This window comes from Nocardioides sp. NPDC092400, assembly GCF_040684155.1.
In the GTDB taxonomy this organism is placed as follows: domain Bacteria; phylum Actinomycetota; class Actinomycetes; order Propionibacteriales; family Nocardioidaceae; genus Nocardioides.
In genome coordinates this window covers 386,633-409,037 of record NZ_JBFBFJ010000003.1, presented here as the reverse complement: position 1 = coordinate 409,037, position 22,405 = coordinate 386,633, and the positions used below count along the sequence as shown (strand labels likewise).

Sequence of the window (22,405 nt, the reverse complement as noted above, 5' to 3'; positions counted from 1 at the left end):
TGACAACTTCCTGCCAGGTTTCTCACCCAGAAAGGTGAGACCCGTCTTAATGTCTCCGGACGGCCAACGGCTCCACGATGCCGAAGCCGCGGACCGGTCGGGCGGGCAGCCGGCGGGTCTCGAACTGGTCCGCGGGCAGCAGCTCGGCGGTCGTGGCGTCGACGATCACGCGGTTGCGCCGGGCCACCGCGGTCAGCCGGGCCGCCATGTTCACCGGCGGCCCGAAGACGTCCCCCAGCCGCATGACCACCGAGCCGGTGGCGAGGCCCACCCGGACGTCGGGCATCCGCTGGTCGCGGCCGATGACGTTGATGATCCCCTCGGCGGTGTCGTAGGCCCGGACGGGGTCGTCGTTCACGAACAGCACGGAGTCGCCGATGCTCTTGATGACCCGGCCGCGCTGGATCGCCACCACGTCCGCGCACCGGGACTCGAAGAGCTCGACCAGGTCGCCGATGCGCTCCTCGCTCAGCTGGTTGGACAGCGCGGTGAACGACACGATGTCGGCGAAGCCCACCGACAGGGTCGTGGTGTGCAGGTCCTCCTCGTCGGCGCCGAGCGCCTCGATCCGCGCGACCGCCGCGGCCAGGTGCCGCCGCCAGGCGTAGATCAGCAGCTCCTCGAACGGCCCGCCGAAGTGGTCGAGGAAGCGCCGGGCCGACCCGCCGCGGGTGCCGGTCGCCTCGTCGCCGTGCTCGAGCTCGTCGATCCGGTTGACCATCGCAGCCACCTCCCAGTCGGCGAGGCGCGCCATGTTCTGGCCGACGGCCCGGGTGATGTTCACCGCGAGGTCGAAGTCGAAGAGGCCGGCGCGGACGCCGTCGACGAGGGTGGAGAGCGCCCGCAGGTCCGCCTGGTTGTACGCCGCCTCCTCGCCGTGCTCAGGGAAGCCGAGCGCCCGCCACAGCCGGCGGGTCTCCTCCAGGCTCACCCCCGCGCCCGCCGCGACGTCCTCGGCGCTCAGGTCGAGGGCCTCGCCGAGGATGGTGCGGTGCAGCTCCTCGGGAGCCTGGCCCTCCCCGGGCGGCTGGTCGGGCTGGTCGGGCTGGTCGGGGTTCTGGGAGGTCAGCTCAGGCACCTTCGTCGCGTCGGTCGGTCCGGGGGTCGTGCAGGCCGTGCAGCAGGTCGTTGAGCCGGCGCTGGACGTCCTCGACGTGCGGGATGTCCGGCAGCCGCACCTGGCCGTGCGTGCTCGCGTCGCTGATGACCAGCGTGCCGCAGCCGAGCATCCGGTCGGTCAGGTGCAGCTCGGTCGCCACGTCGCTGATCCGCGACAGCGGGATGTCGTGGCCGCGGCGGGTCAGGACTCCGGTCCGGGTCACGAGCCGCCGGTCGGTGAAGGTGTACGACGCGGTCGACCAGACGAGGAACGGCCACACGACGTACCGCAGCAGCACGACCGCGGCGACGGCCCAGACGAACCACGTGACGTACCGGTTGTCGGCCAGCACCTGCACCGACACCGCAGCGGCGAGCACCACGACCAGCACCAGCAGCGGCGCCAGGAGTGCCTTCGCGTGCGTGCGGGTGCTCACGACGACGGTCTCCCCGTCGCTCAGGAGCTTCTGCGAGATGGCCACCCGCGGATCATGTCACCGATCACACCCGGAGCGGTGCGGGAAGCAGTCAGTCCGCGGGACGCACGTGCACGACGTCGCCGGCACCGACCGCGACCGGGCCGTCGGGGCCGGCCACGACGAGGTGCCCCGAGGGATCGATCGCGGTCGCCATCCCGGTCAGCACCGAGCCGTCGGGCAGGTCGACCCGCACCTGCCGGCCGACCGTCACGCAGGCGTCGGCGTACGACTCGGCCAGCCGCATGCCGGCCAGGTCGCCACCGGCCTGCCACGCGTCGTAGGACTCGCGCAGGCTGGCGAGCACGTCGACCAGCAGCCGGGTCCGGTCGGGCGCCGTCCCGCCCGCCGAGCCGTGGGAGGCCTCGATGGCCAGCGAGGTCGCCGTCGGGACCGGCAGCTCCTCGGGGGCGAGCCCGACGTTGATGCCGATGCCGACGACGGCACAGGGCCCGCCCTCGGTCTCGATCCGCTCGACCAGGATGCCGGCGACCTTGCGGTCGCCGATGAGCACGTCGTTGGGCCACTTGACCCCGGCTGCGAAGCCGTCGGCCTTGAGCGCCTTGTCCACGGCGTAGCCGGCGAGCAGCGGGAGCCACGGCCAGCTCCGGGTCGGCGCGGTCGGGCGCAGCAGGACCGAGAAGGTGAGCGCGGAGCGGGCCGGCGTCTCCCACGACCGGTCGAGCCGACCCCGGCCGGCGGTCTGGTGCTCGGTGACGACGACCAGACCCTCCGGCGCACCCGCCCGGGCGCGCTCCGCGACCAGCGCGTTCGTCGACGGCGCCTGCGGCACCACCTCCACGAGGAGGCCCGGGACGAGGTCCGGACTGATGGCGGAGAGGACGGTCTCGTCAAGTGGTGGGCGCTCGGCCGACGTCGCGGTCACGGGCACTACATTGACCCACGGCCCAGCCACGGCGCCAACCAGACGCCAGCCAGACGCCAGCCAGACGCCAGCACCGACGCCAGCGAGGAGACCTCCGGACCGTGAGCGCAGAGAGCACCGAACGTCCCGGGCAGGGGACCGACGTCCCCGCGGACATCGACCTGCACACCACGGCCGGGAAGCTGGCCGACCTCGACCGGCGGCTCGACGAGGCGGTGCACGCCGGCTCGGCCAAGGCCGTCGAGAAGCAGCACGCCAAGGGTCGCAAGACCGCCCGCGAGCGCATCGAGATGCTCTTCGACGAGGGTTCCTTCGTCGAGCTCGACGAGCTGGCCCGGCACCGCAGCACCGCCTTCGGCCTGGAGAAGAACCGTCCCTACGGCGACGGCGTCATCACGGGCTACGGGACCATCGACGGTCGCCAGGCGTGCGTGTTCTCCCAGGACTTCACGGTCTTCGGCGGCTCGCTCGGCGAGGTGTACGGCGAGAAGATCACCAAGGTGATGGACCTCGCCATGAAGACCGGCTGCCCGATCATCGGCATCAACGAGGGCGCCGGCGCCCGCATCCAGGAGGGCGTCGTCTCGCTCGGCCTGTACGGCGAGATCTTCCGGCGCAACGTGCACGCCTCGGGCGTCATCCCCCAGATCTCGATGATCATGGGCAACTGCGCCGGTGGCCACGTCTACTCCCCCGCGGTCACCGACTTCACCGTCATGGTCGACCAGACCTCGGCGATGTTCATCACCGGTCCCGACGTCATCAAGACCGTCACCGGCGAGGACGTCTCGATGGAGGACCTCGGCGGCGCCCGGACGCACAACACCAAGTCCGGCAACGCCCACTACATGGCCTCCGACGAGGAGGACGCGATCGAGTACGTCAAGGCGCTGCTCTCGTTCCTCCCGCAGAACAACCTCGACGAGCCGCCGGCCTATGACGAGGTCGTTGACCTCGAGGTCAACGACTCCGACCGTGCGCTCGACACGATCATCCCGGACTCCCCGAACCAGCCCTACGACATGCACGACGTCATCAGGGCCGTCGTGGACGACGAGGACTTCGTCGAGGTCATGGAGCTGTTCGCGCCGAACCTGATCATCGGCTACGGCCGCGTCGAGGGCCGCCCCGTCGGCGTCGTCGCCAACCAGCCGATGCAGTTCGCCGGCACCCTCGACATCGACGCCTCCGAGAAGGCCGCGCGCTTCGTGCGCACCTGCGACGCCTTCAACATCCCCGTCCTCACCTTCGTCGACGTGCCCGGCTTCCTGCCCGGCACCGACCAGGAGTGGAACGGCATCATCCGCCGCGGCGCCAAGCTCATCTACGCCTACGCCGAGGCCACCGTCCCGCTGGTCACCGTCATCACCCGCAAGGCCTACGGCGGCGCCTACGACGTCATGGGGTCCAAGCACCTCGGCGCCGACATCAACGTCGCCTGGCCGACCGCCCAGATCGCGGTCATGGGCGCCCAGGGCGCGGCGAACATCGTGCACCGCAAGACGCTCGCCCAGGTCGAGGCCGAGGGCGGCGACGTCGAGGCTCGGCGCGCCGAGCTGATCGACGAGTACGAGACCACGCTGGCCAACCCCTACATCGCCGCCGAGCGGGGGTACGTCGACGCGGTCATCCAGCCGCACGAGACCCGGGCCGAGGTCGTCCGTGCGCTGCGGCTCCTGCGCTCCAAGCGGGAGACGCTGCCGCCGAAGAAGCACGGGAACATCCCGCTCTGATGGCCGCCGACGAGCAGTCCCCGGCCGTCGCCCCGGAGCAGGCGCAGGACCAGGCGCAGGACCAGGGGCAGGAGCCGACCCGGCCCCTGCTGCGGGTCGTCAGCCCGCACGCCACCCCCGAGGAGGTCGCGGCGCTGGTGGCCGTGCTCTCCGCGATGGGCGGCGACGAGCCGGCGCCCCCGCGGCCGCGGCCCGAGTGGGGCGCGCCGCACCGCGCCGTACGCCGCACGCTGCCGCACGGCCCCGGCGGCTGGCGATCGAGCGCACTTCCTCGCTGATTCCCACCCGCCGAGCCCCCTCCGCACGTCATCCTTGAGCGGAAGTTGAGGTTCGCGGCGCCACCCCTTGAGGTGGGCCCACCAGGATCGTCCCGACAGACGACCGGACGGGCAGCCACGGAGCGGCCCGGCAGGGATAGGAACAGCACGTGGACGCGAACGACATGGGGTCGGCGGGTGACCAGCTGACGGCGGGGCTCGCCCCGGGCGTCGAGGACCCGCGCTACGTGCGGATGCCCGACCCGGCACTCGAGGCCTACGCCCAGCAGTTCCTCGAGGCGGTCGACGAGCTGCCGACGCTGCGCCCGACCGTCGGCTGCGTCATCCCGGCGTACAACGAGGCCGAGACCATCGCCGGCGTCCTGGACTCGCTGCTGCAGCAGACCCGGCTGCCCGACGCCATCCACCTCGTCGTCAACAACACCAGCGACGACTCGGTCGAGATCGCCAGCCACTACGCCGGCCCGCACACGCGGATGACGCCGACCGGCGAGCAGACCACGGTCGTCTACGTCCACGACATCGGCAAGAACCCCGACAAGAAGGTCGGCGCCCTCAACTACGGCTACTCCCTCGTCGAGCACATGGACTACCTGCTCGGCGTCGACGGCGACACCACGCCGGAGCCGGACGCGATCCAGCACCTCGTGGACGAGATCTCCAGCGACGACCGCATCGGCGGCATCTCGGCGATCTACTCCATCGACGACTCCGCGATGGACGGGGTCGTCACCAAGTTCCTGATCGCCGGCCAGCGCGCGCAGTTCTCGGCGTTCAACATGCAGAACCTGCTCAAGGGCCGCAACATGGCGGTCCTCGGCGGCCAGTTCTCGATCTTCTCCACCCAGGCGCTGCGCGACGTCATGCGCGACAGCCACCAGCGCACGCCGTGGGTCAGCGACTCCGAGGTCGAGGACTCCCTGCTCTCGCTGCAGATCAAGTCCGCCGGCTACCTCACCAAGATCTCCGCCCGTGCCCGCGCGCACGTCGGCGGCATGACCACGCTGCGCTCGCTCGACGCCCAGCAGGTCAAGTGGAACTTCGGCGCGATCGACCTGATGTGGCCCGGTCAGCGCGGCGACACCAAGGGCCAGCCGTTCCACCCCAACCTGCGGCTGCGGTGGTTCGAGCACCTCTCGATGGTCATCAACATGACCACGCGCCTGATGTTCCTGGCGCTCCTCATCGGCTCGCTGATGATCGACGCGTTCGTCTTCCAGGCCTGGTGGCTGATCCCGCCGCTGGCCGCGGTGTGGCTGAACTTCCGGGTGGCGCACTCGATGCAGTTCGCCAACCGGCGCGACTACCTCTTCGTGCTGCTCGTCTTCCCCGCCGAGCTCTACATGTTCATCCGGATGGGCCACTTCGTGCGGGCCTGGCTGAAGTTCTTCAGCCGCCAGCAGACCGACAACTGGGCCGCCCAGGCGAAGGCCGAGCGCGGCAAGGGCATCGCCTGGACCTACCCGTTCGTCGCCCTCGGCGTCTTCTTCGTCGCCACCTGGGCGGCCTGGACGCAGGTGCCCGTGCAGACCACGTCGGACCTGCTGGCGTTCGGCTGGCCGATCCTCGGCGTCATCACCGTGCTGCAGACCGTCTGGATGTTCATCAAGTCGTGCCGGCGCTACCGCGGGTTCAAGGCATGAGCGCCCGCGCCGCCGTACCCGCTCCCACCCGACCCACCGCTCCGGAGACCACCACCGTGTCCACGTCCTCCCGCCCCGGCGGCCCCCGCCGGTCCCGCGGACTGCGCGGCCTCGCCGCCGCTCTCGCCCTCCTCGTCGCCGGCTCGCTGTCGAGCTGCTCGGTCCTCGACGGCTTCGGCACGGACCCGGAGCCGGTGAAGGCGGAGAACCCCGCCGCCGCGCAGCCGGCGTACGACTCGCAGTTCACCCGCGACGGCACGTTCCAGTCGCACATCAAGATGGACGGGATGGACTTCGTCTACACGATGTGGCCGACCAAGGCCACGCCGCGGACCAACGAGTGGTTCCCCAAGGGCAACAAGTTCTTCTCCCTCACCCTGCAGGTCTACGACCTCGACCGGAAGCTGCGCGACCCCTTCCGTACCAAGCGCAAGGCCTACCTGGGCAACATCAAGGCCACCTCGCGCACCATCACCTCCGACGGCGGCCGCACCCAGCACCCCTACCGCCTCGACGCCGAGGCCTCGCGGATCACCTTCGACCCCGAGGCGGTCACCCATCCGCTCCACGGCATGCTGATCACCTCGCCGAAGGGCGCCTTCGAGCTGCGCAACCAGAAGATCGGCCCGGTCTCCGACGACACCCGCGGCGTCGAGCTCACCCTCGTCGCGGACGTCCACTTCGAGACCTCCCCCGGCTCCGGTGAGTTCGTCGCCCGCACCGTGAAGCAGACCGTCCCCATCGCGATCTTCGAGTCCGACACCCCCACGGTCGTCACCAAGATCCCGATCAACGCCAACTGACCCACCGCTGGTCGAGCAGCCGAAGCATCGCTGGTCGAGCAGCCGAGCCCCGGCGAGGCGTCGTCGAGACCCGGTGAGGTGCGCAGGCCTGGGGAGTCGCTGCTGGTCGAGCAGCCGAGCCCCGGCGAGGCGTCGTCGAGACCCGGTGAGGTGCGCAGGGCCTGGGTGCTCGCCTCCGGCTTCCGGGCCATGGGTGGTTGCGGTGGGGGCAGCTACGGGAGAGGTACGGCGGGTGGTCGCGGCGGTCTCCCGGCTGCCAGGTCGCCCTGTTGGTCGAGCAGCCGAGCCCTGGCGAGGCGTCGTCGAGACCCAGTGAGGTGCGCAGGGCCTGGGTGCTCGTCTCCGGCTTCCTGGCCATGGGTGGTCGCGGTGGGGGCAGCTACGGGAGAGGTACGGCGAGTGGTCGCGGCGGTCTCCCGGCTGCCGCTGGTCGAGCAGCCGGGCCCTGGCGAGGCGTCGTCGAGACCCGGCGAGGTGCGCAGGGCATCGAGCCTCTGGGGTCGCCGAGAAGTTCCCTGAAGTCGTGGTCCACGATGCGGCCTGACCTGGGGAAACACGCGTCTGACTGTCGGTGGTCGGTGCTTGAGTAGACCCATGGCCAAGGACTCCCGACGCAGCACACACGTGGTGTGCCGCGCTGTCGCGAAGTCCCGCAAGCAGATGCGGTCAGCCGCCGAGGTCCACCTGTGGTCGATGTCGGACGACGACGTCACCGACACGCTCCGCGAGGCCGCGCGGCTCCGTGCACAGGTCGAGGCACTGGAGCTCCGCCTGGTCGCCGAGGCCGACCGCCGGCACGCCGGCGAGCGGGTCGGTGCCACCGACACCGCCGCTTGGTGGGCGACCGAAACGCATCAGACCCGTCCCGCTGCGAAGCACCGCATGCGGCTGGCCGAGTCCTTGGACCGCCACTGCCAGACGGCAACGGCTTTCGCCGATGGCGAGGTGTCGGTCGATCACGCTCGCGTCATCACCGAGTGCCTCGACCAGCTGCCCACCGACCTGGACGACCCGACCATCGCGCTCCGTGCCGAGCAGCACCTGCTGGCCGAGGCGCAGCACCGTGACCCCAAGGCGTTGCGGATCCTGGCCAAGCACGTCCTCACCGTCGTCGCACCCGAGATCGGCGAAGCACGCGACGCCCGCGCACTCGAAGCGGAGGAGCGGCTCGCCCGCGAGACGGCGTGGCTGACGATGAGCCCCGACGGACGGGGCTCGGTGACGGGGAAGTTCAAGATCCCCGAGCTCCACGGCGCCATGCTCAGGAAGACCCTCCTCGCGTTCGCGGCGCCCAAGCACCAAGCCGCCACCCAGGAACCAGGCGGATCCGAGCCCGTGGAGCGGCGGCCGTCGCCGGAGCGGATGGGCGACGCGTTCTGCGAGCTCCTCGAACGCCTCCCCACCACGTCCGTCCCGAAGCTCGGCTGCCTCAACGCCACCGTCGTCGTCACCATGGACATCGCCTCGCTCCTCGGCGGCCTCGCACCGGGTGTCCTCGACGACGGCACCACCATCTCCGCCGCCCAGGCGCGACGGCTGGCTTGTGAGGCAGGACTCATCCCCGCTGTCCTCGGCACTCAGTCAGAGTTGCTCGACCTCGGCCGCACCGCGAGGCTCTTCACCGGTGCCCAACGCAGAGCCTTGAACCTCACCCAGCCGACCTGCACCGCAGAAGGCTGCGACTGGCCCGCCCACCTCTGCCACGCCCACCACGACCAACCCTGGTCCACCGGCGGCGCCACGGACCTGGCCAACGCCCGCAACCTCTGCCCGCGCCACCACGCCCGCATCCACGACCCGGCCTACGACACCACCCACCTGCAAGGCGGGAAGGTCGCCTTCCACCGACGGCCCTAGGCCGACCCGAGCGGCTCCCTCCTCCACCTCCGCGACCACAGCGGTCGACCCCCGCCGACCGTGGGCCGAGAAGCAGGCGCGACCAGGACCTCGACCACAGCGGCGCGCAACCACACGACTCGAAAAGAGACCTCGAGCCGAGCCCACCCGGCGGCCCGGCGACCACCCCCAGGCCCTGCGCACCTCACCGGGTCTCGACGACGCTCGCTCGCGCTCGCTGCTCGACCAACAGGGCCGGGTCTCGACGACGCTCGCCAGGGCTCGCTGCTCGACCAGCGGGCGCGCGTCACGGCGACCCTCGACCTGCAGGCGCGGGTCTCGACGGCGCTCGACGTGCGGGGTGGGTCAGGCGGTCTCGGCGAGGCGGTAGCCGACGCCCCGGACGGTCTCGACGAAGCGGGGGACGGCGCCGTCGTCGCCGATCTTGCGGCGCAGGTTGGCGATGTGGAGCTCGACGGAGCGCTTGTCGGCCTCGTTGACGAAGTAGGAGGTGACGTACTGCTGGCCGCGCATCGTGAGCACGAGGTCGGCCTTGCTCCGGACCCGGCGCCCGGTGCTGAGCAGGGAGGCGAGCAGGTCGAACTCCGTGCGGGTCAGGTCGACCGCGCCGCCGCCGACCGTCACGACCCGCGTCTCGTTGTTGAGCGCGAGGCCGTTGAACCGGATCCACGAGCCGTCGGCGGACGGGCCGCCCGCAGGAGGCACCGGCGCCGTGGGGGCCGCGTGCGTCCCGCCGGTGGGCGCGGGCGGCTGGTACGCCGGCTGCTGCACCGGCTGCTGCACCGGCGCGGGCGGAGCGGCGGGCGCGGCCGGGGGGAGCGGCGCGGCGGGCTGCTCGTACACCGGCTGATGCTGCACCGGCTGCTGGTACGGCGTCGGCTGGTAGGTCGGCGGCTCCGCGACCGGCGGCTCGGCGACCGGCTGCTCGTGGACCGGCTGCTGGTAGGCGGGCCGCTCGTAGGACGGGGCCGGGGAGGGCGCCGGCGCCGGGGGCGGCGGCTGGTGGTGGGGCTCGTAGGTCGGCTGCGGCGGCGGGGCGATGGGCTGTGGCTGCTGCGGCGGTGCCGGCTGCACGGGGTCGTCGGTGCGGACGAGCCGGAGCGGCGAGTTCTGGGTCAGGTCGCGGGCGGCGGCCGCGGCCCACGACTCCTGCGGCGGCTCGGGCTCGGCGGCAGCGGCGGCCGGAGCACCGGCCTCGACCTCCTCGGCCCAGCCGACGGGCTGGTCAGCACGCACCCGGGGGCGGCGCAGCATCGAGTCGGCGCGGGCACGCAGCTCACGCGGGCGGAAGGGCTTGACGAGGTAGTCGTCGGCGCCGGCCTCGAAGCCCTGCACCACGTCGATCTCGTCGGCCAGCGCGGTGATCATGATCAGGTAGGTGTTGCTGAACTCGCGCAGCCGCCGGGCCACGGCGAAGCCGTCCATCCCGGGCATGTTCACGTCGAGGGTGGTGATCAGCGGGTTGTGCGTGCGGACCGCCTCGACGCCCGACGGACCGTCGGGCGCGACGACCGTCGAGAATCCGGACTGGGTCAGGACGATGTCGATGAGATCGCGGACGTCCGGGTCGTCCTCGATGATGACCGCGGTCCACGCATCCCCCTGCATGGCACGAACCCTAACAACGGCTGCCCCGTCCGGGTGCGCGGTCAGCGTGCGGCGAGCAGCTCGCCGGCGCGCTGGGGCCAGAACTCGCCCGCCGGCGGGCCGCCGTTGCACTCCCCGTCGCTCTCCCCCGGCGGCTTGATCCACAAGAACGCGTCCAGCCCGGTGCCGTCGTCGACGTACCCGGGCCGCTGGCCGAGGGACTGCCCGGGCGGGTTGCACCACTCGTCGCCCGAGCCGACGCCGTTGCGTCCGCTGTCGACGACGTAGTGAGCGCCGCCGACCAGCTCGCTGACCTCCTCGGCGTACGCCACCTCGGCGGGGTCGGTCTGGTAGTTCGACACGTTGGTCGCGAAGCCCCGCACGTCCGCGACGCCCACCTCGCGCAGCAGCGCGGCGACCTGGCGGGGGGCGACCCAGCCGGAGTGGCCGCCGTCGATGTACGTCGTCACGCCGGCCTCGACGAGGACGTCGACGGCCCGCGCCAGCAGGTCCACCCGCTCCGCGCGGCGGTCGCAGTCGACCGCGGAGGCCAGCGCGTCCGGCTCGAGCACCACGGCGGCGTCGTACCCGGAGGCGGCGGTCGCGATCTCCTGGACCCACGGCACGTAGGTCTCGGCGTCGAGCCCGCCGCTGGAGTAGCCGCCCGTGCAGTCCCGGTCGGGGATGCCGTACACCACCAGCAGCGGCACGCGACCCGCCTCGTCCGCGGCGGTCACGACCGATTGGACGTAGCCCCCGACGTCGCCGGGCGGGCGCTCCTCCGGTGTCAGCCAGATGCCCTGCGGCACCTCGACGAGCTCGGCGAACGCCGCGGCTTCCTCGGCACGGCCGTCGGCCTCGGCCTGCCGGGCCGCCTGCGCGGTGCGGGAGTCGGGGTCGGCGTACTGCGGCCGCTCGGCGAACGGGTTGGTCTCCTGCGGCCCGAGCTCGAACGGCCCCAGGTGCTGGGCGCGGGCCACCAGGACACCGCCGACGGCGAGCGCCACGACGGCGACGGCGGCCACCAGGAGCACCCGGGGCAGACCGGAACGGGAGGGCTCGTCCGTGCGGCCGGGAGGGTCGAGGGGCACGCGGTCATTGTGCCTGCCGGGCGGTGCGCGATGCTGGGCCGGTGGTCACGTTCGTCCTCGCCTCCGCCTCCCCCGCCCGCCTCACGACGCTGCGCAACGCCGGCCTCGACCCGTTGGTGGTCGTCTCCGGGGTCGACGAGTCCCAGGTGGTCGGCGTGCCGCCGGCCGAGCTGGCGCTGCAGCTGGCCGAGCTGAAGTGCGCGGCGGTCGCCGGTCGCCCCGAGGTGCCCGCCGGCGCCCTGGTCCTCGGCTGCGACTCCGTCCTCGAGCTGGACGGCCAGGCGCTGGGCAAGCCGGCCGACGCCGAGGAGGCCGTGGAGCGGTGGCGCTCGATGCGCGGCAGGTCCGGCGTGCTCCGCACCGGTCACTCGCTCCGGGACACCGCCAGCGACCGGGTCGTCGCCGCCACGGCGTCGACCACCGTGCACTTCGCCGACGTCGGCGACGAGGAGGTCGCGGCGTACGTCGCGACGGGCGAGCCGCTGCACGTGGCGGGCGCCTTCACCGTCGACGGCCTCGGCGGCGCGTTCGTGACCGGGATCGAGGGCGACCACCACAACGTGGTCGGCGTCAGCCTTCCCCTGCTCCGGACGCTGATGAGCGACCTGGGCCACTCGTGGACGGATCTCTGGACTCGCTGACCGGACCGCCCGGCAGCGCGGTGCCGTCGGGGTCGGTCGACTCACCGAGGTGGTCCGGCTCCGCGGGGAGCACCGGCTCGGCCGGGTCGTACATCTCGGTGAGGTGGATCGGCCGGCGGAAGACGAAGCGCCGGAAGAGGTAGAACCGCGAGACCAGGCCGAGCACCAGCCCGATCACGTTGGCCGCGATGTTGTCCGAGATCGGGTCGCTGAGCCCCAGCACGTCGCGGCTGATCTTCAGGCACGCGATCGGGAAGAGCATGGTGACCGCGTTGATGCCGACGAACGCCGTCAGGCCGCCGTCGGCCTGCCGCGGCGGGCGGTCCCGGAAGGCCCAGGTCCGGCTCCCGCGGTAGCTGACGAACATGCCCACCGTGTTGGCGATGACGTACGCCAGGATCGGCTGGTCGGGCAGCAGCGCGTGCTCGCCGGTGTTGTAGCCGTGCAGCAGCAGGTTGAAGATGAACAGCGCCACGACGGTGGCCAGGCCGCCGACGGCGACGAACCGACCGGCCTCACCGAGGAAGCGCCGGTTCGACATGGTGCCCAGGCTAACGAACGTCGGTCCGCTTCCCCGCCTCGGCGCGACCGCCGCCCCCGCGAGCGCCGCTCAGGCGGTGGTGCCCGGCTCGAGCCGGCTGCCGGCCTCCAGGACGACGCCCTCGCCGACGACGCTGTGCCGCCCGACGATCGTCACCGCGTCGGGGTCCTCGGTGGCTGGTGCGTCCGGGTCGCCGACGCGGGCGCCGGCGGCGATCTCGCAGCCGCTGTCGACGATCGAGCGGTGCACCTGCGCGCCGCGTCGTACGACGCTGTCGGTGAACACGACGCTGTCCGCGACGACCGCGCCCTCCTCGACCACCACGCCGGGGCCGAGCACGCTCCGCTCCACCTCGCCGGCGACCCGGCAGCCGGGGCTCACCATGCTGTCGGCGACCGTGGCCGAGGCCAGCACGCGGGCGGGCTGACGCTGGGGCTGGCGGGTCAGGATGTCCCAGCCGCGCACGCCGACGACGTCCTGGTCCTCGGTGAGGAACTCCTCGTGCGCCTTGAGGTAGAGGTGCGGCTGGCCGAGGTCGCGCCAGTAGCCGGGCATCGGGTGGGCGACGACCTTGCCCCGCTCGACGAGCCGGGGCAGCAGGTGGTCGCCGAAGTCCTCGAGGCCGGTGTCGCCCGCGGGGCTGTCGCCGCTCAGCTCCTGGTGCAGCCGGCCGAGCTCCTCGACCAGCACCGCCGGGTCGTAGACGAAGATCTCCGTCGCGACGGTCCCCGTCGTGGGCTCCTCGGGCTTGTAGTCGAACGCCGTGACCCGGCCGTCCTCGTCGTGCTCGACGGTGGCGTGGTTGGACGCCTGCTCGATCGGCACCTCGGAGGTGACGACGGTGCACTCGGCGCCGTGCTCGCGGTGCGTGGCGATCGCGTCGCGGTAGTCGAAGCGGTAGACGTGGTCGGCGCTCATCACCAGCAGCACGTCGGGGTCGAAGGCCTGCACCTGGTCGCGGATGCGGAACAGCTCATCGGCGTTCCCCTTCGCGAAGCCGTCCTCGTCCAGGCTCCCGGTCCCCTCCTGGGGCATGAGGAGGCGCAGGCCGCCGGTGTTGCGGTCGAGGTCCCAGGGCCGGCCGTTGGCGACCTGCTCCTCGAGCGTCCCGCCCTGGAACTGCACCGAGAGCCACACGTCGGTCACGCCGGAGTGCGCGAGGTTGGACAGCGGGAAGTCGAGCAGCTGGTAGACCCCGACGAACGGCAGCGCCGGCTTGGCCCGTTCCCGGGTCAGCACGTCCATGCGCCCACCGGCGCCTCCGGCCTGGACGATCGCGAGCACCCGGTCAGCAGCCATGCCTCATCGTGACAGGCGCACCATGACGCTCCTCACTCGACGGGCAGGCCGAGCCCCCGCGCGATGAGCATCCGCTGGACCTCCGAGGTCCCCTCGCCGACCTCGAGCACCTTCGCGTCGCGGTAGAAGCGGGCGACCGGGTACTCCTCCATGAAGCCGTAGCCGCCGAAGACCTGCGTCGCGATCCGGGTCGCGGTCACCGCGGACTCGGTGGAGTAGAGCTTGGCGACCGCCGCCGCCTGCTTGAACTCCTGGTACGTCGCGCCGCCCGCCGCCATGGAGTCCTTGATCGCCGCCGCGCGGTAGGTCAGCATCCGGCTGGCGTGCAGCATCACCTCGAGGTCGGCGACCTGGAAGGCGACGCCCTGCTTGCGACCGATCGGGCCGCCGAAGGTCTGCCGCTCCCCCGCGTAGGCGACCGCCATGTCCAGGCAGGCCTGGATGCACCCGACCGACAGCGCCGAGATCGCGACCCGGCCGTCGTCGAGGGTGGCGAGGAACTGGGCGTACCCCCGGCCCCGCTCGCCGAGCAGGTGGTCGGCGGGCACCCGGGCGTCGGCGAAGGACAGCGGGTGGGTGTCGGAGGCGTGCCAGCCGAGCTTGTCGTAGGCCTTCTCGACGGTGAAGCCGGGCGTCCCGGCGGGGACCATGATCGCGGAGATCTCCGGCTTGCCGCCCTCCCGCGTGCCGGTGCGGGCGGTGACCGTCACGACCGACGTGATCGCAGAGCCGGAGTTGGTGATGAACTGCTTCGACCCGTCGACGACCCACTCGTCACCGACCAGCTCGGCCCTCGTCCGGGTGGCCCCGGCGTCGGAGCCGGCACCGGGCTCGGTGAGGCCGAACCCGGCGAGCCGCTCGCCGGCCACCAGGGCCGGCAGCCAGCGCTCCCGCTGCTCGGGCGTGCCGTAGGTCAGGATCGGGTTGATGCCGAGGCCCACCCCGGCCTGCAGGGTGATCCCCATCGACTGGTCGACGCGGCCGATCTCCTCGATCGCCACGCACAGGCTCGTGAAGTCGCCATCGTCCCCGGCGCCGCCGTACTCCTCGGGCGCGGTGAGGCCGAAGAGGCCGAGCGCACCCATCTTCTGCACCACCTCCACGGGGAAGTGGTGCTCGCGGTCCCACCGCGCCGCGTGCGGCGCGATCTCGGCCTCCGCGAACTCGCGGACGCTGCGGCGGAACTCCTCGTGCTCGCGGGACAGCTCGAACGACGTCATGCACGGCATGCTAGACGCAGAGGTTAATGGTTGTTAACCACCAGCGGCCGTCGGATCGCCGTCTCGCGACTGAGACCACCCGGACCCCCCTGGACAGGGGGCGATAACCTGCCCGCCGGGTCGCCCGACCCGTCCGTCGAACGAGCGTCCGAGAGAGCCAGGAGTGCCCACGGTGCCGGAGAGCAAGCCCCTCACGAAGGTCCTGATCGCCAACCGAGGCGAGATCGCAGTGCGGGTCATCCGCGCCTGCAAGGACGCGGGCATCGGCAGCGTCGCGGTGTACGCCGAGCCCGACCGCGACGCCATGCACGTCCGGCTGGCCGACGAGGCCCACTCCCTGGGCGGCGCCACCCCGGCCGACTCCTACCTCGACATCGCCAAGATCATCGCGGTGGCCGAGAAGTCCGGCGCGGACTCGGTCCACCCCGGCTACGGCTTCCTCGCCGAGAATGCCGACTTCGCCCAGGCCGTCATCGACGCCGGGCTGACCTGGATCGGCCCGCCGCCCGCCGCCATCGAGGCCCTCGGCGACAAGGCCCGGGCCAAGCACATCGCCGACAAGGCGAACGCCCCGCTCGCGCCGGGCACCAAGGACCCGGTCAAGGACGCCGACGAGGTCGTGGAGTTCGCCGAGGCCAACGGCCTCCCGGTCGCCATCAAGGCGGTCTTCGGCGGCGGCGGGCGCGGCCTCAAGGTCGCCCGCACGCTCGAGCAGATCCCCGACGCCTACGAGTCCGCCGTCCGCGAGGCGGTCACCGCCTTCGGCCGCGGCGAGTGCCTGGTCGAGAAGTTCCTCGACAAGCCGCGCCACGTCGAGACCCAGTGCCTGGCCGACCAGCACGGCAACGTCGTGGTCGTCTCGACCCGCGACTGCTCGCTCCAGCGCCGCAACCAGAAGCTCGTCGAGGAGGCGCCCGCGCCGTTCCTGTCCGACGAGCAGCTGGCCGAGCTCTACGAGTCCTCCAAGCGCATCCTGCGCGAGGCCGGCTACCACGGCGCCGGCACGTGCGAGTTCCTCGTCGCCCAGGACGGCACCATCTCCTTCCTCGAGGTCAACACCCGCCTGCAGGTCGAGCACTGCGTCTCCGAGGAGGTCACCGGGATCGACCTGGTCCGCGAGATGTTCCGCATCGCGGCCGGCGAGGAGCTCGGCTACGACGACCCGGAGATCCGCGGCCACTCCATCGAGTTCCGGATCAACGCCGAGGACGGCGGCCGCAACTTCATGCCGGCGCCCGGCACCCTGTCGGCCTGGAGCCCGCCGAGCGGCCCGGGCGTGCGCCTCGACGGCGGCTACGAGAACGGCGAGACCATCCCCGGCTCGTTCGACTCCCTGATCGCCAAGCTGATCGTCACCGGCCGGGACCGCACCCAGGCGCTGGAGCGCTCGCGCCGCGCGCTGGACGAGTTCGTCGTCGACGGCATGCCGACCGTCATCCCCTTCCACCGCGCGGTCGTCTCCGACCCCGCGTACGTCGGCGCCTCGACGCCCTCGGGCGAGGGCTCCTTCGACGTCTACACGCAGTGGATCGAGACCGAGTTCGACAACCGGATCGAGCCCTACTCCGGTGACGCCGCCGAGGCCGACGAGCCCGAGGAGCGGCAGAGCGTCGTCGTCGAGGTCGGCGGCAAGCGCCTCGAGGTCGTCCTCCCGGCCGGGCTGGGCGGCATCTCCGCCGGCGGCGGCGCCGGTGCGGCTGCGAAGAAGCCCAAGCGCAAGAAGGGCGGCGGCAGCGGTGCGGCGGCCAGCGGCGACGCGGTCACCAGCCCGATGCAGGGCACGGTCGTCAAGGTCGTCGTCGAGGAGGGCCAGGAGGTCGCCGAGGGCGACACCGTGGTGGTCATCGAGGCGATGAAGATGGAGCAGCCGCTCAAGGCGCACAAGGCCGGCACCGTCACCGGCCTGCAGGCCGAGGTCGGGCAGACCGTCACCAACGGCGCGGTCATCTGCGAGGTCAAGGACTGACGCGACTCCCGGCCGCCGGCGGGCGGCTGGCTAGCGTGTCCGCGTGACGACCGTCCTGCGCGAGCCGCGCCACCGGGTGAGTCCCCGAGCCCGCCTGATGTGGCAGGTCACCGCCCTGGTCGAGGGCGTGGTGACCATAGGCGTCGTGCTCGTCGTCGACCTCACCGTGGACGCCGTCGACGTGCCCTGGTGGGCGGTGGCGCTCGCCGGGGCGGCGGTGCTCGGGTGGGTGGCGGTGGTGCCGCAGTGGCGCTACGCCGTGCACCGCTGGGAGGTGACCGACACCGCCGTCCACACCCAGCGGGGGTGGTGGGCGCGCGAGCAGCGGATCGCGCCGCTCTCGCGCATCCAGACCGTCGACCGCGCCGAGGGCGCGGTGGCGCGGCTCTTCGGCCTGGCGACGGTCACCGTGACCACGGCCTCGGCCGCCGGCGCCCTCGAGATCGAGGGCCTCGACCGGGCCCTGGCCCGGGACCTCGTCGCGGAGCTGACGGCGCGCGCCGACGCCGTCGACGGCGACGCGACGTGAGCCTGCCCGGCGCCCCGGAGGACTGGCAGCGGCTCGACCCGCGGATGCTCCTGGTGCACCCGGTCCGGGAGACCGTGAAGCTCGCCCCGGTGCTGCTCGGCCTGCTCGTCGCGGGCACGGCGTCGGGCGCCCGTGGTTGGCAGCTGCTCGGGATCCTGGTGCCCGTCGCGCTCGGCCTGCTCCGGTACCTGACCACCAGCTACCGCGTCGCCGGCGGCCGGGTCGAGCTGCGCCGCGGGCTCCTCGAGCGGCACGTGCTCTCGACCCCGGTCGACCGCGTGCGCACCGTCGACCTGACCGCCTCCCCCATCCACCGCCTGCTCGGCCTCACGACCGTGCGGGTCGGCACCGGCACCGCCTCGACCAGCGACGACGAGCAGCTCGACCTCGACGGGCTGCCGGTCGAGCGGGCGCGCCGGCTGCGCGAGGAGCTGCTCCGGGCCGCTCCCGGGCCCGGCGGAGCCCTCGACCCGGGCGAGGCGGGTCCCGCGCCGGCCGCTCCCCCGCCGGTGCTCACCTTCGACCCCGCCTGGGCGCGCTTCGCCCCGCTGACCTCGACCGGCGTCGTGCTCGGCGCCGGCGTCCTCGGCGGCGGCGTGCAGCTGCTGGAGGCGGTGGGCGGGGCCCGCCGCCTCGACGTCTCCTCGTGGGCCGACCGCGCCGCGGGCGCGCCGGTGCTGCTGGCCGCGGTGGCCGCCGTCCTGGCTGTCGGCGTGGTGACCTCGGTGCTGGCGGTCGGCGGCTACCTGCTCGCCAACTGGGGGTTCACCCTCGGCCACGCCGACCGGGCCTGGCACCTGTCGCGCGGCCTGCTCACCACCCGCGAGACCAGCCTCGACGACGCCCGGCTGGCGGGCGTGACCCTCGGCGAGCCGCTCGGGCTGCGCGCGACCGGGGGCGGCCGGCTCGCCGCGATCGTCACGGGCCTCGGCGACGGCCAGGAGTCCTCCTCGGTGCTCGTGCCGCCCGCGCCGCGCGGCGTGGTCCAGGCGACCGCGCGGCGGGTGCTCGGCGTCGCCGGGCCCGTCGACGTACCCCTGCGCCGGCACGGTCCGGCCGCCACCCACCGGCGGTGGACCCGGGCGCTGGTGCCCGCCCTGGTGGTCGCCGGCGGCTGCCTGCTCCTCGCGGGCCGGGCCGGCTGGGCCTCCACCTGGCTGCTGGTCCTGGCCGTGGTGGCGCCGGTGGTCGCCTGCGCCCTGGCGGCCGACCGGTCACGCTCGCTCGGGCACGCGCTGGTCGAGGGGTACGTCGTGAGCCGGTCGGGCAGCCTCTACCGCCGGCGCGACGTGCTCGACGTGGGCGCGGTGATCGGCTGGAACCTCCGTGCCACCTGGTTCCAGCGCCGCGTGGGGCTGGTCTCGCTGGTCGCCACGACGGCGGGCGGTCGTCAGGCGGTGACGCTGCTCGACGTGCCCGAGGCGGACGCGGTCGCCCTCGCCGCCGCGGCGACCCCCGGGCTGGTCGAGCCGTTCCTCTACGATCACCCGGCGACCGGGAGGAGCACGCCGTGGCCGACGACATCGACGCCATCGTCGAGGACCTGACGACCTCCGGCCTGCACCTCGGGCCGGGCACCGAGACCTGGATGACGGAGGCCGAGGTCGCGGCGGTGCGGAAGGCCCTGGCGGAGGCCGACGTGCCGGTCCATGTCGTGCTGGTCCGCCCGCCCGAGGACAGCAACATCTACGCCGGTGACGACCTGCTCGCGCGCGTCCACGACGCCGGCGGACCCGACGGGCTCTACGTCGGCGCCAACAGCGAGTGGGCGGTCGCCGAGGGCGAGCCGGCGTCGTACCCCACCATCCCCGGCGGCCGCGAGGTGCGTCCGGCGGTCCAGCAGTGGGGCGACGTGGCGGGCAGTCCCGACGTCGCCCGGGACGCCGAGTCCCTGCTCGTGTCCGACGCGGACGGCGACGCCCAGCCCCTCGCCGACGCGCTGCTGTCCCTGGTCCGGCACCTCGACGACGGGACCTACGAGGCCGCCGCCGCCGCGGCGAGCGACGGCCGTTCCGCGCGGTACGAGGCGGAGCGCGAGTCGGGCGGCTCGACCGGGTCCTCCACGTCGTACGCCGACGAGGGCGACACCTCGGACGCCGTGGTCGGCGGCGTGACCGTCCTGGTCCTCCTCGCGGCCCTCGGCCTCGGGGCCGCGGCCGTGGGGCGGCGGGTGCGTGCCCGTCGCGGGGCGCGGACGTTCGCGCTGCCCGACTCCGTGCTGGACCGGGTCCGCGAGGCCGGCGACGCCGAGCTGGCCCGCCGCGCCCGCGCCGACGTGCTGGCCCTCGGCGAGCGGATCGACGCCGCCGACCTCGGCGGCTCCGGCGCAAGCGCCTGGGCGGCGGCGCTCGACCACTACGACGCCGCCGGGCGGCTGCTCCCCGACGAGCCGACCGCCGAGGTCGACCCGCTCGACGCCGTGGGCGCCGTCGTGCTCGCGGGGCGTGGCGAGGAGGCGCTCGCCGCCGCCCGCCGCGGCCGGCCGTTCGAGCCCTCCACCCGCTGCTTCCTCAACCCGCTGCACGGCCGCGCGTCGCGTGACCACGCCCTCGAGCACGACGGCCGCCGCGTCGAGGCGCCGATCTGCGCGGCCTGCCGCCGCGACCTCCAGGCGGGGCGCCGGCCCGACATCCTCGAGGTGGTCGTCCGCGGCAGGCCCCAGCACTACTTCGAGACCGACCGCGAGCCGTGGGCCTCCACCGGCTTCGGGGCGCTTGAGCCCGACCTGGTCCGGCGCCTGCACCGCGGTGGTCGCCGGTGACGGCCGACGCGACGCCGGGCGTCACCGACCTGGAGTCGCTGGCCGGGTCGCTGGCCGAGGACCACGTCCTCGTCGACCCGCTCTTCGGCAACGGCCGCACCGAAGAGGTCGACGCGGCGCTGACCGAGGTCGTCGACGGCCTCGGCTACCCGGCGTACGTCGTGCTGGCGCCGGGTCCCGAGGGCCTCTCCGGGACCGACCCCGGCCGCGACCTCGCGACCCGCCTGCACGAGCGGATCGGCGGCGACGGGCTCTACGTCGTGCAGACCGACCCGAAGAGCCACGCCCTGACGTTCGCCTCCTTCGGCGACGTGCCCGAGGCGACCCTGCGCTACGAGGTCGAGACCGGCCTGCGGCCCGAGGGCGGCGCGAACGCCGGGCTGGCCCCCGCGGGCATCTCCGCACGCACGCTCGACGTCCTCGACGCCGTCGACCGGGGCGAGGAGGTCTCCGAGGACCGCTTCGACTCCTGGTCGGGGCGGACGGTCTTCCAGGAGCCGGCCGAGTGGGACCTCGACTACGACGTGCCGACCTCCGGCACCTACGCGATGGGCAGCACCCTGGCGCTCGTCGCGGTCGCCGGCTGCTCCTACCTGCTGCTGCGCACGGCATTCCGGTGGCGCGAGACGGCCCCCGCCGCCGGCCCGGTGGCGGCCGCCCGCCGGACGGGACGGACCCGCTCGTCGGAGCAGCGTCGTGCCGCCCGAGGCGACGCCCCGGCGCCCGCGCCCGGCCCGGCGGAGGTCCGCGCCACCGCCGAGCGCGAGCTGGAGTCCCTGTCGCGGCTGCTCGCCCGCGGTGCGGGCCGGCCGCTCGGACCGGAGCAGCGGGAGCTGGTGGACGGGTCCTACGACACCGCCCGCTCGCTGCTCGAGCGCACCGGCACCGATCCCGCCGACCTCGACGACCTGCTCGGGGCGCTGGTCCTCGTCCGGGTCGCCACCCGGGCCGCGGGCACGCGGAAGCGCTCGCGCCGGTCGGCACGGGGACAAGCCGAGGAACAGGCCCAGGAACAGGCCCAGGAACAGGCTCAGGCACCAGCGCCGTACCGCCCGTGCTTCTTCGACCCCCGCCACGGCGAGGGCACCGCACGCCGCACCGTCCCCGTCGGGGACCGCGAGCTGACCGTGCCGGCGTGCCCGCGGTGCACCCGCGCCACCGGCACGGCGCTGGCGCCGATGGTGGTCCGCGGCGGGCTGCTCGGGCGCGCCCGGCCCTGGTACGAGCTCGACACCGTCTGGGCCCGCACCGGGTACGGCGCGTTCGTCGACGACCTGTGGCAGCACGTCGCCGCCGACCTGCGGCGGTCGCGGTGACGGCGCTGGGACGGCTGGCCTGCGGCGTGGCCGCGCTCGTGCTGGGCGCCGGCGCCGCCCTGGTGGTCGACCACCGGCTCGACGAGAGTCCCGACGAGGCCTTCGCAGCAGGCGACCGGGTGGTGGCCGCGGCGGAGGGTCTGCGCGACGACCACGTGCACGTGACCGCGGACGGGCGGGCCATGCTCGACGAGGCCGCCGAGGAGGAGATCGCCGACCTCGTCGCCGAGCGGGACCTCCCGGTCTACGTCCTGGTCTGGCGCGACAGCTGGTTCGCGGGCTACGACCACTACATCCAGGCCGCCGAGCAGGTCCTCCACCGGCTCGACGAGCCGGGCGTGCTGGTGCTCTGGCAGGGCCCCGAGGCCAGCACGACGCAGGTCTCGCCGGGCTGGACGATGGACCGGTACGCCGAGGACTGGGGCGAGGCGGAGGACGAGCCGTCGTACCTCGGCGACGCGGCGCTGCGCATCCCCGAGTGGCTCGAGCAGCTCCCTGCCGACCCGCTCGTGCGGCAGGAGGGCGACTACTGGGGCGGCACCGGCGGAGGGATCGCTGCCGGCCTGTTCTTCGGCCTCCCGATCGTGCTCGGCTGCTGGGTCCTGCTGGGGTTCGTGCGCCTGCTGACCGGACGCCGGTTCCGCAACCGGCCGGTGTAGCGGCGGCCCGGCGGCGACGGT

General features: G+C 73.4%; 20 protein-coding genes. 12 read left to right on the top strand and 8 right to left on the bottom strand.

Annotated elements, in window-relative coordinates:
* Positions 1–46: 46 nt before the first annotated feature.
* From AB0N29_RS13680 to AB0N29_RS13670, 3 genes are read right to left on the bottom strand one after another with little or no spacing between them, the layout of a single operon-like run.
* Positions 47–1,078 carry an adenylate/guanylate cyclase domain-containing protein gene (locus tag AB0N29_RS13680; protein WP_302267809.1) on the bottom strand — a complete coding sequence of 344 codons (1,032 nt, stop codon included), beginning with the start codon at positions 1,076–1,078 and terminating at the stop codon, positions 47–49.
* Complete coding sequence (locus AB0N29_RS13675) at positions 1,071–1,580, bottom strand: PH domain-containing protein (protein WP_364867461.1); 510 nt, start codon at positions 1,578–1,580, stop codon at positions 1,071–1,073. Before AB0N29_RS13675 ends, AB0N29_RS13680 begins: the two co-directional genes overlap by 8 nt.
* Positions 1,581–1,626: 46 nt before the next feature.
* Positions 1,627–2,460 (bottom strand): biotin--[acetyl-CoA-carboxylase] ligase, encoded by an 834-nt coding sequence (locus AB0N29_RS13670; RefSeq protein ID WP_364867459.1) that lies wholly within the window; start codon positions 2,458–2,460, stop codon positions 1,627–1,629.
* A gap of 101 nt (positions 2,461–2,561) precedes the next feature.
* Here AB0N29_RS13670 and AB0N29_RS13665 point away from each other — a divergent pair, with 101 nt between their 5' ends.
* The 5 genes from AB0N29_RS13665 to AB0N29_RS13645 all read left to right on the top strand — a co-directional run bounded on the left by AB0N29_RS13665 (position 2,562) and on the right by AB0N29_RS13645 (position 8,774).
* Entirely contained in the window at positions 2,562–4,193 is a 1,632-nt protein-coding gene (locus AB0N29_RS13665) for an acyl-CoA carboxylase subunit beta (RefSeq protein WP_364867457.1), read from the top strand.
* Complete coding sequence (locus AB0N29_RS13660) at positions 4,193–4,471, top strand: acyl-CoA carboxylase subunit epsilon (RefSeq protein ID WP_364867455.1); 279 nt, start codon at positions 4,193–4,195, stop codon at positions 4,469–4,471. Before AB0N29_RS13665 ends, AB0N29_RS13660 begins: the two co-directional genes overlap by 1 nt.
* Before the next feature lie 149 nt (positions 4,472–4,620).
* Positions 4,621–6,114: a glycosyltransferase family 2 protein gene (locus tag AB0N29_RS13655; RefSeq protein ID WP_364867453.1), complete on the top strand. Its 1,494-nt coding sequence runs from the start codon at positions 4,621–4,623 to the stop codon at positions 6,112–6,114.
* Positions 6,111–6,917 carry a hypothetical protein gene (locus tag AB0N29_RS13650; protein ID WP_302267815.1) on the top strand — a complete coding sequence of 269 codons (807 nt, stop codon included), beginning with the start codon at positions 6,111–6,113 and terminating at the stop codon, positions 6,915–6,917. Before AB0N29_RS13655 ends, AB0N29_RS13650 begins: the two co-directional genes overlap by 4 nt.
* Before the next feature lie 594 nt (positions 6,918–7,511).
* Positions 7,512–8,774 carry a DUF222 domain-containing protein gene (locus tag AB0N29_RS13645; RefSeq protein ID WP_364867450.1) on the top strand — a complete coding sequence of 421 codons (1,263 nt, stop codon included), beginning with the start codon at positions 7,512–7,514 and terminating at the stop codon, positions 8,772–8,774.
* 345 nt (positions 8,775–9,119) lie between these two features.
* Here the strand turns inward: AB0N29_RS13645 and AB0N29_RS13640 are convergent, their stop codons facing one another.
* Positions 9,120–10,382, bottom strand: a complete 1,263-nt coding sequence (locus AB0N29_RS13640) for a response regulator transcription factor (protein WP_364867448.1) — start codon at positions 10,380–10,382, stop codon at positions 9,120–9,122.
* Positions 10,383–10,423: 41 nt separating this feature from the next.
* On the bottom strand, positions 10,424–11,452 hold the full coding sequence (locus AB0N29_RS13635) for a glycoside hydrolase family 6 protein (RefSeq protein ID WP_364867446.1): 1,029 nt from the start codon (positions 11,450–11,452) through the stop codon (positions 10,424–10,426).
* Positions 11,453–11,493: 41 nt separating this feature from the next.
* Here AB0N29_RS13635 and AB0N29_RS13630 point away from each other — a divergent pair, with 41 nt between their 5' ends.
* Entirely contained in the window at positions 11,494–12,093 is a 600-nt protein-coding gene (locus AB0N29_RS13630) for a nucleoside triphosphate pyrophosphatase (RefSeq protein ID WP_364867444.1), read from the top strand.
* Here the strand turns inward: AB0N29_RS13630 and AB0N29_RS13625 are convergent.
* The 3 genes from AB0N29_RS13625 to AB0N29_RS13615 form a co-directional block, all read right to left on the bottom strand.
* Positions 12,023–12,634, bottom strand: a complete 612-nt coding sequence (locus tag AB0N29_RS13625; protein WP_364867442.1) for a GtrA family protein — start codon at positions 12,632–12,634, stop codon at positions 12,023–12,025. The genes AB0N29_RS13630 and AB0N29_RS13625 overlap by 71 nt on opposite strands.
* A gap of 69 nt (positions 12,635–12,703) precedes the next feature.
* The gene (locus AB0N29_RS13620) at positions 12,704–13,933 is read right to left on the bottom strand and encodes a sugar phosphate nucleotidyltransferase (protein WP_364867440.1); all 1,230 of its coding nucleotides are present in this window, start codon (positions 13,931–13,933) and stop codon (positions 12,704–12,706) included.
* Between the two features lie 32 nt (positions 13,934–13,965).
* Positions 13,966–15,153 (bottom strand): acyl-CoA dehydrogenase family protein, encoded by a 1,188-nt coding sequence (locus AB0N29_RS13615; RefSeq protein WP_364867438.1) that lies wholly within the window; start codon positions 15,151–15,153, stop codon positions 13,966–13,968.
* A 172-nt stretch (positions 15,154–15,325) separates the two neighbouring features.
* Here AB0N29_RS13615 and AB0N29_RS13610 point away from each other — a divergent pair, with 172 nt between their 5' ends.
* From AB0N29_RS13610 to AB0N29_RS13585, 6 genes are read left to right on the top strand one after another with little or no spacing between them, the layout of a single operon-like run.
* Positions 15,326–17,119 carry a biotin carboxylase N-terminal domain-containing protein gene (locus tag AB0N29_RS13610; RefSeq protein WP_364867436.1) on the top strand — a complete coding sequence of 598 codons (1,794 nt, stop codon included), beginning with the start codon at positions 15,326–15,328 and terminating at the stop codon, positions 17,117–17,119.
* A 43-nt stretch (positions 17,120–17,162) separates the two neighbouring features.
* Positions 17,163–17,648, top strand: coding sequence for a PH domain-containing protein (locus AB0N29_RS13605; protein ID WP_302267826.1), 486 nt, complete (start codon positions 17,163–17,165; stop codon positions 17,646–17,648).
* A complete protein-coding gene (locus tag AB0N29_RS13600; RefSeq protein ID WP_364867433.1) occupies positions 17,645–19,195 on the top strand; it encodes a PH domain-containing protein in 1,551 nt (516 codons plus the stop codon). The genes AB0N29_RS13605 and AB0N29_RS13600 overlap by 4 nt, the downstream gene beginning before the upstream one ends.
* The gene (locus AB0N29_RS13595; RefSeq protein WP_364867431.1) at positions 19,159–20,409 is read left to right on the top strand and encodes a hypothetical protein; all 1,251 of its coding nucleotides are present in this window, start codon (positions 19,159–19,161) and stop codon (positions 20,407–20,409) included. The genes AB0N29_RS13600 and AB0N29_RS13595 overlap by 37 nt, the downstream gene beginning before the upstream one ends.
* Positions 20,406–21,725 carry a hypothetical protein gene (locus tag AB0N29_RS13590; protein ID WP_364867429.1) on the top strand — a complete coding sequence of 440 codons (1,320 nt, stop codon included), beginning with the start codon at positions 20,406–20,408 and terminating at the stop codon, positions 21,723–21,725. The genes AB0N29_RS13595 and AB0N29_RS13590 overlap by 4 nt, the downstream gene beginning before the upstream one ends.
* Positions 21,722–22,384, top strand: a complete 663-nt coding sequence (locus tag AB0N29_RS13585; protein ID WP_302267832.1) for a hypothetical protein — start codon at positions 21,722–21,724, stop codon at positions 22,382–22,384. The genes AB0N29_RS13590 and AB0N29_RS13585 overlap by 4 nt, the downstream gene beginning before the upstream one ends.
* Positions 22,385–22,405: the final 21 nt, after the last annotated feature.